Genomic DNA, 12,529 nt, shown 5'->3' on the forward strand with positions numbered 1-12,529 from the left:
CGTTCCTCCACAACGCTGCCTGCATAGCGGTTTCTCCCGCAGGCAGGCCGGAAAGCGCCGCTCCCCCGCTTTCTTCGGTCAAGGAGCCATTGCGCACCGGCACTAGTCGTTGTCGGATTGCTGCGGAATTCCGTAGCTCAACTCGGCAAGGATCTCTTCTTCTGTTTTGTCGGGGGCATCCAGCTCCCGGTCGGCCTCGTGAGGCTCACTCACATAGTAGAGACAGGCGTCGATTGCATCCAACGGCACCCCTTCCATCGCCGCGAGCAGCAGGCGGTACAGGTCGAGCTGTGCGAGTTTCTCTTTGATTTCGTCCGGTTTGCGTGGTTTTACGCCGGTTTTCCAATCGACCACGGTGTAGCGTTTCGTCTCGTCCGTTTCGTCGAGACCGCCGAAGAACACCGCGTCGAGTTTGCCGTTGACGATGGTGCCGAGCTGGGGCATGTCGACGACGAGCTGGCGTTCCGCCCATGCTGGACGTCGTTTTGCCCACGGCGAAGCGACGAGACGACGCTGCCAAGCGGCCAGTTTCCGTTCGTCTCGCAATTGGGCGTCCTGCGATTGCACGCCGCCGTTGTCCGCGTCGACTTGCGTATCACCTATCAATGCGATCAGTTCCGCACGCGACTGCGCGGCCATACCGGCAGCACCTTCCGTACCGCCGATGCCGTCGACGTCCGCATCCGCCATGATGAAACGCTCAGCCCATGCGTGGAACCGCGTGCCGAGCTGTGCCGCCGGCGAGGCGACGTGCGGAATCGGACGGACCAGACCACGCCAGTAGGCGCGGGAGTCACGCTCGCCCATGGAACCGGCGCGCGCTTGCAGCGAGGTGACGTTTTGGCGGCCGGCAGCAAGGATACGTTCGCCTTTGGCACGCACGGCCTCGTCGAAGGCGTCCTGCGATTCGCCTGCGTCAGCCGCGTCCGGTTCCGGCATGAGATGTTCGTCGGCGACGAGCAGTTTGGCGAGACGCAGCAGTGAGTTTCCGGTTTCCGGCGATGGCGTGGCGGATTCATCGGCAACGTCGCCCTGCGTTCCCGTGGATTCAGCGATATTCGGTTCGTTGGATTCGACGGCACGTACCTGTTCGGCCGCGGCACGCAGCTTGTCGGCGACATCGGCGCTCAGATCGCACGGCCAAGGCAAAGTATGGTCGTCCGAGACCGGTTCGAGCGGCGTGTTCCACGCATCGCCCACCACGGCATTCTCGAAATCGCGGGCGTGTTCGCCTACGAAATAGCCGTCGGGCAGGTCAAGTCCCAGCGTGTGCGGGGAGCCATCCACATCGTCGGACAGGTTGTCCGGTTCGCGTACCGCGGTGACGATTCCGTTCATCGAATCGCGCGTCTCCAGCCAGAAATTCGACGGCGCGGCGCTTTTCTTTCCCTCCGCCAGGCGGGAGTCGCGGCTCGTCTCGTTGCATCCGCTGTATACGAGCAGCGCCTCGTAGCGGGCGCGCGTCAACGCCACGTAGGCGAGACGGCGTTCGTCGGCGTGCAGTCGGCGGCCGTATTCCTCCTGTTGCGTCAGGTACAGGCTTGCCGGATCCATTCCTTCCATATCGTCGACGGCCATGGTTCGCAAGGTGCCGAACACCTCGTCGTCGATCACTTCCGCATCGTCCAATCCGTCGAGCGATTCCACGGGATTGCCCCCGATGGGCGCGTCGTGCGGGAATCGTGGCAGGATATCCGCGTCGGCGCGCACCGGAACCGGCACCGCGGACGGGTCTTCCAGCCAAGTGTGGGCTTTTTCGAAGTATTCCGGCGGCTCCCATACGCCGTCGCGCCGACCGCCCGGATGGTCTTCGTCCGTTTTGACGCTCAGGTGGTCGCCTTGACTGGACGGGAAGGTGCCGTCGCGCATGCCGACCACGGCCACGGCGTCCCATTCCAGGCCTTTCGACTGGTGCACGGTCATGAGCACCACATCGACGGGGGTATCTGGTGCGGTGGCGTTGTCGTCGGACGCGTCACGCAGCGAATCCACCCACGAGATGAACGCGCGCAGGCTTGGCGTGCCCTGCGCGGCGATTTCCTGCAAGTAGGTGTCCACCAGAGACAGCATCGCGTCGAGTGACGAAGCGGCATGCGATGTGGCACGATTGCCGGCATCCGGATGCCGCATCCGTTCGGCGAGCAGCAGGTCGATGTCCAGTCCGAGCGCGGTGATGGCCGTGCGTACCACTTCCGGCAACGGATGGCCGGCCGTGCGCTGCACCTGTTGGATGACGCGACCGGCGTGGATGACGCTCGCGGCTCCCGTACGGCTCAATACGCCGTCGACGAGGTGCCGCAGATCGCCGCGCAGCAGCACGTCGATCAGGAAGACGGCGTTGGGCACTTGGTCGCGGTAGGCGCGCACGGTGGCGCGGATGTCGGCGTCGGACGGATTCGCATCCGCCTCCACGATGCCGGCCGACACGAGCGCGCGGTAGCGTTGCGCGGTGTTGAGCCGTTCGGCGATGCCGGCGAGCGCCTGCAGATCGTCGGCGGACAGGCCGAATCGTGGCGTGGCGAGCAGCCGCATGAGCGCGGCGCTGTCGGTGTGGTCGCATACGACGTGCAGCAGGGCGAGGATGTCTTTGATTTCGGGACGTTCCAGGAGTGCGGCCTGGCCGACGACGAGTGTGGTGAGGCCGGCTTGTTCCAGTGCGTCCTCGTAGGCTGGCATCTGCGTTTTGGAGCGGAACAGGAGCGCCACGTGCGGACGGTTGTCTTTGGCTCCGTCGGCGAGCTCGTTTTCGGTTGGCATGTGCAGTGCGATCGCTTGTTTGGCGAAGCGTACGATGGCGTCGATTTCCTGGCCGAATGTGGCGTAGCCGAGCACGCCGAGCGTACCTTCGGGAGCATTGTCGATGTTGGCGAGCGGGGGCACGTCCACTTCGCGCATAAGCGAGCTGCCGCGACGTCTGGCGGGCAGGCGCAATGGTTTCGTCAGATTGTTGGCCGCTTCGAGCACCATGCGCGAGTTACGTCGGGTGACGGTCAGCGTGTAGGGCTTGTCGGTGGCGTCGTGGCCGAAGTCGTGTTGCAGCATGCGGAATGCGCCTGGGCTGGCTCCTCGCCATGCGTAGATCGATTGGAAGGGGTCGCCGACGGCGTTCACCGCGCTGCGATGGGTGGAATCGGCGTGGAACAGTGCGGTCAGGAGGGCCGCCTGCGTGGTGGAGGTGTCTTGGTATTCGTCGAGCAGCACGTGCGTGTAGCGTTTGCGGTAGGTGGCTCCGATGGAGGGGAATCGGGTGACGAGTTGGAATGCGGCGATGGTGAAGTCGCTGAATTCGGCCATGTTGAGGGCGCGTTTTTCGGCGTGGTAGTCGGCCACGAGGTCGAGTAGCAGGTCGCGTTTGCGGGCCGTGCCGGCCAATTGCGCGGTCTTGTAGACGCAGAGTTGGTGGCATTGGGCGCGGTATTCGCGCATGCGGGTTTCGAAGGCGGTGTCGGATTCCTTTTTCTTCTGTTTCGGAGCCTTGCCCACTTTCGGCTCGTCATCGGGAACGTCCTCGTCTTCAAGCGCTTTGGCCACTTGCGCCACGAACGCCTTATCCCATGCGCGCACGCGTTCCACGGCTTCGTCGAAGCTGGTGCAGTCGCTGCCGATCATGGCTCCTGCGATGGCGTTGGATAGGGTGAACACGTTGCCGGCGATGGTGGAGAATTTGCCGAGTTCGTCGCCGCCTTGGTCGAAGGCCATGAGCTGGTCCATGTGCTTGTCGAGCACGGTGTGGATGAGCTGCAGCGCTCCGGCTTCGCTCAATGGCTGCGTGTTTTGGTCGAAGCCGACGAGCAGGCCGTATTGGCGCACGATGGTTTGGAAGAACGCGTCATAGGTGGAGACTTCCGGTTTGAGGAAGGCGACGCGTGTACCGCGTCCGGCTTGGTTGCGTGTCACGGCAGCGGAGACGCGCGAAAGCAGTTCGGAGGCGGCTTTGCGCGTGAAGGTCAGGCCCAGAATCTTCTCGGGACTGATGCCCTGGTCGATGAGGGTGATGATGCGGCGGGTCATGGTGTAGGTTTTGCCGGAGCCGGCGCCCGCCACCACGACCACGTCCTCGTATGAGGGGGCTTGGATGACGGCGGCCTGTTCCGGACTGTCGGTGAATTTCGGCGTGGCGGCCGGCACAGTGCCCATCGCATCGCCCTTTGCGGCGGCCCCGTTCGTTGACATGCTTCCGTTCATACCGTTACTCCCGTTCATGCCACGGTCCTTTCGAATACGGTGTTCTGCTCGCCTTGGCAGGCCGGGCAGACCCCACTGCCGTACGTTCTGCAGTATCCGACGTGTTCCACGGTCGGACGCGCGGTGATGCGGGTGGCCCGGCTCGCCGCGGCCGCATAGAAGACGCGGGAGATCATGGTCAGCGACCATACCGTCATCTTCGACCGCGATTCCAGAAGTTGCTTCCAATGTTCTTCGCTGACCTGCGCCGGCCGTTCGACGTCGTCGAGGCCGCTGGTGAAGACGCTGGCCATTTTGGGCACGTATTTGCGGGGTATGAAATCGCCCGCGTTGATGCTTCCGCCGGCGAACAGCGCCTGCTGGTGGTACGCTTCGTCGCCTTGCCCTTTGCGTGGCGCGGGGGCCGCGTATTCCATGACGTGGAACAGGGCGCTTTGGGTGATGTCCGGCATGGTTGCGATCGCCTGCGCGCCGCGTTTTCCGCCGTGTTCCGGGAATGCGAGGCCCAGCTGGTAGCAGACGAGCTGCAGGTCGCTGAACAGGGAGCGTCCGTTCGGCACTTTGCCGGTTTTGTAGTCGATCAGCCGTACCTGTTCGCGGCCGTCGGCGGTACGGCGGTGTTCAAGACGGTCGATTCTGCCCGACAGGCGTACGGTGAGCCGGTCGCTCATGCCGGTTTCCGGCCAGCCGCCGACGAGCGCGCCCATGATGGCGATGAGTTCGTCGCGGGAGATCGGAGCGTTGCCGTCGATGGCGTTGTAGGCGTCGAGGATGTCATCGAAGTCGAATCGCGCGGCGAACTGCCGTTCCGCTTCGGCATGGTCCAACGTTCCCACGGTGATGTTTTCGGTGTTGTTCGACGGGTATCCCGTACGGTTCGACTTGACGAAATATGTGGCGATGTTGCGCAATGCGACCGACGCCTTCGCGTCCTTGCCGAGCGCCTTGTACCGTTCCTCGGGGTCGTCGATGGCGTTGAGGTCGCCACGTAGGGTCTTGTATCGGCCGATCATCCATTGGGTGATTTCGTCGATGTTGTCCTCGTCGCTTACTGCGGTGTGGTTTTGGGGCAGGTCGAGGCCGGCTTCGGTGGCCTGTTGCGCGACGGTGTGGATGAGCGAGCCGAAGCTGGTGGCCGCGCTGCCCATGCGTGGGCCGGCGAAACGGTTCTCCAGCATCCAGCACACCGGGCACGCCCACAAACTGTCCACGGCGGATGGAGAAAGGGTGACCACGTCGGATTGGCCGTCTGTTTTTTCGATGGATTCCGGTTGTTCGATAAGCTTCGCCTTGTCGGCATGCTCCGTTTTTCCGTCAGATTCCATCTTGCCGTCGATTTCCGTCATATCGTCGGCTCCCGCATGTCCCGTAAGGAACGCCCAATTGTCGGGATTCGCGGCGGCGATGCCATGCGATGCCAACAACGCCAAGGCTTGCGCGGCATCGCGCGCTTGGGGGGAATCGGCCGGCGCATGGGCCAGCACGCTTCGCGCGGCGGCGACCAGGCCACGCGGGTCGGCCTCCAGTCCCGCGTATTCGCCGGCCTCGCCGACCGCCGTGTACACGCGTGTTTCCGCATCGGCATCCCGGTCGCGGTCGAACCATTCCGGCAGGTAGCCGTAGAGGAAGTCGGACGGCACATGGTCTTCGTTGAGGACCGCGCTTACCGTCACGCGCTCATCGGCGCGGGTGAGCGCCACAAGGAGGCTTTTCTGTTCGGAGGCGAGCACCGCGGCGAGCTGCGCGTTTTCGCGGCCTGCGGAGGTGACGATGTCGTCGGACAGTCGTCCATGCAGCATGATGTCGGCGAGTTCCTCCCCGCCGAACAGGGTGTTGCGCGGTGAGAGGTTCGGCCATTGGCCTTGTTGGAACGCAGGCATGAATACTAGTTTCCAATGTTTTCCGGCAGCTCCGGCGGGCGTGGTGAGCGTCACGGCCTGATCGATCGGCGCGGTGTGCGCCAGGGAGTCGGCTTCGATGGCGAGCGCGCGGACCTGTTCGATGAACGCGTCGATGGTGTGCGCTGCCGTCACGCCGTTCGATTCGCCGCCGGACGCGTAGCTGAACAGGCGCATCGCGGTGTCGAGCCGGTCGTTGGCCGCGCGGCCTTCGGCGTTGTTGCGCAACGCCGTTTTCTGCCAGATTTCGGCTTTGCCGAACGCCTGCCATGCACAGTCGAGCATGTATTGCGGTTCGTGGGATGTCAGGCGTGCCTCCGACCGCAGGGTATCGTCGAGCGCTTTCCACAGGCGTGCGAAGGCTTGCGCTTGGGGGTCTTTGCGGCCCAGTACGGAGGCGATCGCGTCGAGCACGCGGTCGGTGTCGCCTTCCAATAGCAGGATGTACAGCGCGTTCATGCCGAAGGATGGTTCGTCCGCGTCCTCAGCGGCACGCTCTCCCGTCATCAGCCGGTCGTCGGTGTCGATTGCCGGCAGGCCCATGTCGGCAGCGTTTTCCGCGTCCGACGCCGATGCCGCCGCGCGTGCGGTGTGGAAGGCTTCGACGTAATCGTTCCAATCGTCGATCAGCTGTGGCAGCAGCGCGCGTCCGGACGTGTCGGACGTGGTCGGATCGGCTGTATCGTCATGCAAAACCGTGGCCAGCGAGCCGAGCGCGTTCATCGCCGATTCGACCACGCACAGCCGAGCCGGACGTTCGCCGGGGGTGGTGATCAGCGGCGAGTTCATGATTGATGCGACGCGTGAGCGCACGTATGCGCCGGCCGTGTCGAGGTTCATGGACGAGGTGGCGATGCCTTGCCGTTTCAGTTCGGCCAGTTCGATCATGGAGAACAGGCCCTGCACGAACGGTTCGTCCTTGAGGGGGCGGGTCACGCTCGAATAGCGTACGGGCACGCCGTCGGCGCGTAGCCGTTCGCCGAACGTGCGCACGGTGGCGTTGTCGTGGGCGATCACGGCCATGTCGTTCCAGTCGCGGCCGTGTTCGAGATGTTCGGTTTTGATTTTCCACACCACGTCGTCGAGTTCTTCGACGGTGGAACGGTACATCGCGGCTTCAAGACTGCCGTCGTGCGTCTCCGGTATGGCGATGGCCGGCATTTTGCCGGGGCGGTTCGCCAGCGCGTCGTCGGTCGATTCCGTGCTGGCGATGGTCAGGCTCACGCGGCTCGTCACCGCGGCCAGGTCCGTGCCTTCGGCCATATGGGACGGTTCCAGCCGTACCAGTCGCGCGCCCAATCGCGATTGCGCCATGTTGAACAGATATTCAGGGTACGATCCGCGGAACGTCTGCACCGCCTCGTCGGGGTTGCCGACGAGCAGCAGACGCACGCCACGGTTGCGCAATGCGGTGAGAAAGTCGAAGCCGGCGAGTGTGGCGTCCTGGAAATCGTCGACGATGACGAGTTTCGGCAGGTCGGACGTTTCGGCTTCGTTCACGGCGGCCGCGGCGTCGATCATGAGCTGCGAGGCGTCGAGACGGTATTGGTCCGGATATGCCTCGTTGATGGCCTGGTTGTATTCGGCGCGCAGCGCGAAGGCGAGCCGCCATTGCACGCGCAGTCGTTCGCGTCGTTCGTCGAGCGTGCCGTGCTCGTCGGCAGCGCGGGAAATCAGCGCGTCTTCGAGTTCCGGTTTCGCGCCGATCTCGTTCATGCGGGCAAGCATGTCGCGCAGCTGGTTGGCGAAGGCGTCGGTGGCGTCGTCCACCACCATGCCCGACCAGTCGGCGACCACGAAGTAGGTGCGCAATAGCGCGCAGGTGGAGCATTCGTCGCCGTGCTCGGCATGTTCGGCATGCCTGGCGAGCACACGGCGGATGACCACGTCCTGTTCGGCCCCGTTGAGCAGTTTCGGCAGGGGTTGTCCGGCATGCGATCGCACGGCGGTCATGATGCGGAACGCGACGGCTGGCAGGGTGGTGACGGGGCGCGCCTGCGAGATCGCGGACAGTTCGCGGATCACGGTGTCGCCGAGCCGGTCGGCCACCTGTCTGCCGGAGACCGTCATCACGGCGTACGCGTCGCCATGCCGCTTCATCGCGGCGACCAGCATGTCCAGCGCGAACCGGGTCTTGCCGCTGCGGGGTGCCCCCGCAACCAATGTCACGTCATCGAGATCGTCCACATCCATCATGTCTCCCCAGCTTAGCCGAACGGTCCGTCCTGCACTCATATATCACCGGACAAAACGGCCGGACAACGCAGCCGGACAAACACAACAGACGCCCCAAAAAAGCGGTCAGCCAGAAGGGACAAAAACCTGCGAACAATCCGCGATGCGGAATGCGGCTACTGCAGGGAGGCCCACACCGTGGAGGAGATGTCGCGGATCTGAGCCTGCGCGGCCGAGGAATCGGGCACGTCGGAACTCATGACGGCAATCACGTACGGATGTTCGCCGTAGACGATCGCGGAATCGTTCTCCACGCCCGGAGCCTCACCGGTTTTGTTCGCGCACGCCACGCCTTGCGGCAGTCCGGCCGGGATTTTGGCGCGGCGGGTCTGCCTGGACATGATGTCGGTCATGCGTTTGCTGTAGCCGGCGGACACCAGCTGCCCACGGTAGGCGGCGGCGAGGAATCGCCCCTGATCCGCCACGGACGTCTGCTTGGTGGAATAATTGGACAGATCGCCCATCCGGCTGTTCAAATGCGATTCGTTGAACCCGTATTGCGCGGCCACCGAGTTGACCACGCCGAATCCGGCGTTGATGTTTCCGGAGCCGAGCCGCTCCACCAGCGCGTTGGTGGCCTCGTTCGAACTGACTGTGATCATCTGTTCCAGCAACCCGTCCAGCGAGGCGTCTTCGGCGAGCGTGCCCTCCGACACCTTCTGGAAGACGGCGAGCATGACCATGAGTTTGACGACACTTGCCGAATACGATTGGTGGCTGTTGACCACGGCTGTGGCCCCGCTGTCGAGGTCTTCGACGTACACCTGCCAGGAACCTTGGTATTGCGCGGTTTTTCCGGATAATTGCGATTGCAGCGCGGCCAGCAGCGTCTGCCGTTCGGCCGTCTGCGTCTTGCGTTCGTCTGCTTTCGGGGTCTGCTTGCGATCGAGCGCGGTATGCTCCGCCGCCGTTTCGCCACGCGTGGCCGGCTTGGTCGGTTCGTTCGGTTCGGCCGATTTGGCGGAGCCGTCCGCCCCTTTGACGGCGGGGGTCTCAGTCTTCGCCACGGCCGCAGCGGAAGAGGCCGCGCCATGGCGTCGCGCTCCCGCAATTGCAATGGCGCAGCCGGCGAGCGCCACGGCGACCACGCAAACGGCTGCGATCACCGCGACGGTGATTCGGCGGCGCCCGTCAAACGCGGCCCTGGATTGTTCCGAAGCCCATCGGGGGTAATTGGAGTGACGTCCCATATCGGCGGCTTAATTCCTGAGCATAGTGTTCCACACCTTGTCCAGCATGCGCGATGCGAGCTGGGCGGCCACGGCTCTGCCCTGGTTCTGCGTCATAACCGCCACGGAGACCTTCTTCTTGCCGTTGGAGATCACCATGAAGTAGTTGTAGGAGTCTTTGATGCCTTGGCCGCGGTGCGCGTGAACGGTCGCGCCGGACGGAATGACCACGCCTTCGGAGGCGATGTCGTAGTTCATGAGGCCGTCGTCTCCGTTCTCCGCCATCTCATTCAGCATGCGGGCCGCGTCATCGGGCGACGCGTAGTTCTCGTAGCCGTTCTGCGACGCTTTGACGTCTCCGTAGTCGCGTTCGAACCGCGTGCGGTAGTACTTGTTGTCGCTGAGCCATTCGTTGAGGTCGCTTTCGCCACCGACCGCATCGATCAGCCCGTTGGCCGATCCGTTGTTCATGCCGGTCAGCGAATCGGCGTACGCGTCGGGCCTATCACCGTAGGTGTCACGATAGTCGAGCCATGCCGGCAGGTACAGACCGGCGGCGACGAACGACAGGCTCGCGTTGCGCGACGAATAGCTGCGCAGTCCGTCTTCGTTCATGACCGAAACGCCCACATCGATGGTGGAGTAGCCGTCGACGATGGAATCGGTCGAGCTTTTGTCCAGTATGCGATTGGACCGCCGGTCCCGTTCCTTCGAAGCGTCGGTTTTGCCGGATTTGCCTGGCTTGTCCGATTCATCCGACTCGCCAGCCTTGCTTGATTTGCCGGATCCGCCGGTTTTATCCGACTTGTCCGACTCGCCCGATTTGTCCGACGATTTGCCGTCCGCCTTCTTGGCTTTCTTCTTCGGCTTCGTCGTTTCCTGCGATTGCGTGGCCGGCTGGACCCCGTTCGAATTCGACGTGTTCAGATACCAGACGGTTCCGCCAATGAGAATGGCGATGACCACGATGGCCGCCACGATGATCATCCCAACGCCGCCCGATTTGCCTTGCTTCGCAGGTGGCGGCAATGGGCCGTTCGGCACGGTCGGCGGCACAGCGGGCGACACGGTCGGCGATACGACCGGAGGAACGACCGGTCCGGGTTGCGGCGTCAACACGCTGGAGGGTGCGCCGTCGACCATGGTGCCGTCAGCGTTGCCATCCACCATGGTTCCGTCCGCGGGACGGCCGCCGGCCTGCGTCTGCAATGTCAGACCGCAGTTAGTGCAGAATCGTGCGTTCTGATCGTTGTGAACGCCGCAGGATGGACAAAACATATGCCTTCCCCCTCTTTCCCCAATGCTTCTCTTCCGGTATTTCAACAGCCGACGGGGACAGGCACCGCACGCCCGGCGTCTACCCTTTGGAACCTCCGCGGCACACGGGCAAACCCCCATATAATATAGCAAGGCAGAGCGCGGTGCATTATGCCTGTCCCAATGCGAGCCGGCAGACGCCCATCGCACACAGAGGAAAGAGGAAGCATGGAAGCCTCAAGGAGCATTCCCCCTCAGATTCCCGGCTACACACTGATCAAACGGCTGGGCTCCGGTTCCGAAGCCGACGTGTACCTGTACCAGCAGCTTTCCCCGGCCCGTCAGGTGGCCATCAAAATCAGCAAGAACACGCTCGACCCACGTGCCGCGGTCCGCTTCCGTTCCGAAGCGAATTTCATGGGGCAGATCTCCACACACCCCTACATTCTTTCCGTCTATGAGAACGGCGTGACCGTCAACGGGCGCGGCTACACCGTGTTCGAATACGCTCCGGGCGGCAATTACAAGACGTTCCTCGAGCATGGCCGTCTCACCGCCGACCAGATGCTCACCGTCGGTATCGATCTGGCGAGCGCGCTGTTCACCGCGCATCGCAAAGGCATCATCCATCGAGACATCAAGCCCAGCAATATTCTCATCAACGCGCACAATATGCCCATGCTCGCCGATTTCGGCATCGCCGGGACCGTCTATGGGCGTCCGGGTGTCGGCTTCACCATCGCGTGGGCCGCGCCGGAGGTGCTTGCCCAAGGCGGTGGCGGCAATGAATCGTCCGATATCTATTCGCTTGGCGCCACGCTGTTCGCCATGCTGATCGGCCAATCGCCGTACGAGTATTTCTATGCCGATGTGCTGGGCGATTCCCAACGGCAGGTGCGGGCCGAACGGCTCAAGTCCGTCATTCTCAACAATCCGCTGCCCAAACTCAACCGTTCCGACGTGCCGGCCGAAGTGGAATGGGTGTTGCGTAAGGCTTTGAGCCGTGCGCCCGAGGATCGTTACTATTCCGCGTTGGAGTTCGCGCGCGACATGCAGCGCGTGCAACAGGCCTTGTATGGCCGTGCCGTGCAGACCACCGTCGAGGGTGTGCCGGATTATCCGCAGAACATGTACGCGCAGACTTCCACATTCGACCAGTCCGCCCCGGTTGCGAAGCAGCATGCCCGGTGGGTGAAGCCGTTGGCCGTCACGGTTGCTGCGGCGGCCGCCGTGGTCGTGATGGCGTTGGCGTTCGTCACCGTCGTCATGCCGAATATGGATGCGGCTTCCGACAACAGCAAGGTGCAGGTGCAGAACCATGGCGCCCAGAACCATGCCGAGGACGATCCCGATTCGGCGATCACGTCGGGCAGTGTGCCGAGCGTGCAGGATCTTACGGGCGAATACACCGCCGACAGCAAAGTGCGGTTCACGTGGGTCAATCCTTCGCCGAAGGATGGCGATTCGTACGCGTGGTCGCTGGTCGGCGATTCGGGAACCGACCCGAACGCGCAGGGCACCACCACGGAGTCGACGAGTATCGAAATCGATCCGGCCGACGGCGCGCAGACGTGCGTGCAGGTGAGTCTGGTTCGCGCGGACCGGCAGATGTCCGAGAATCCCATGATCGCGTGCGCGGCCAAGCCGTGAGTTTGCGGCCGGATGCGGGTGACATGAACCGATACGAACCAATACAGCCCGGCATGCATGCGGGCAAACAGGTAGGCGCATGCGGTTGGATGCGCGGTCAAGCAAAGTTTGGGCACAATCAGGGAAGAGCCAGTC

General features: G+C 63.4%; 5 protein-coding genes. 1 reads left to right on the forward strand and 4 read right to left on the reverse strand.

Going from position 1 to position 12,529, the window contains the following annotated elements; genetic code table 11:
- Nucleotides 1-102: 102 nt before the first annotated feature.
- The 4 genes from OGI63_RS12680 to OGI63_RS12695 all read right to left on the reverse strand — a co-directional run bounded on the left by OGI63_RS12680 (nucleotide 103) and on the right by OGI63_RS12695 (nucleotide 10,765).
- Nucleotides 103-4,173, reverse strand: a complete 4,071-nt coding sequence (locus OGI63_RS12680; RefSeq protein ID WP_011743623.1) for an ATP-dependent DNA helicase — start codon at nucleotides 4,171-4,173, stop codon at nucleotides 103-105.
- A gap of 26 nt (nucleotides 4,174-4,199) precedes the next feature.
- Nucleotides 4,200-8,279 (reverse strand): PD-(D/E)XK nuclease family protein, encoded by a 4,080-nt coding sequence (locus OGI63_RS12685; protein ID WP_041777400.1) that lies wholly within the window; start codon nucleotides 8,277-8,279, stop codon nucleotides 4,200-4,202.
- Nucleotides 8,280-8,434: 155 nt separating this feature from the next.
- Nucleotides 8,435-9,508 carry a serine hydrolase gene (locus OGI63_RS12690; protein ID WP_011743626.1) on the reverse strand — a complete coding sequence of 358 codons (1,074 nt, stop codon included), beginning with the start codon at nucleotides 9,506-9,508 and terminating at the stop codon, nucleotides 8,435-8,437.
- A gap of 9 nt (nucleotides 9,509-9,517) precedes the next feature.
- Nucleotides 9,518-10,765, reverse strand: coding sequence for a zinc-ribbon domain-containing protein (locus tag OGI63_RS12695; RefSeq protein WP_011743627.1), 1,248 nt, complete (start codon nucleotides 10,763-10,765; stop codon nucleotides 9,518-9,520).
- A gap of 207 nt (nucleotides 10,766-10,972) precedes the next feature.
- Between OGI63_RS12695 and OGI63_RS12700 the strand changes: the two genes are divergently transcribed.
- Complete coding sequence (locus OGI63_RS12700; RefSeq protein ID WP_011743628.1) at nucleotides 10,973-12,394, forward strand: serine/threonine-protein kinase; 1,422 nt, start codon at nucleotides 10,973-10,975, stop codon at nucleotides 12,392-12,394.
- Nucleotides 12,395-12,529 lie beyond the last annotated feature (135 nt).

The sequence above is a fragment of the Bifidobacterium sp. KRGSERBCFTRI genome, assembly GCF_025908335.1.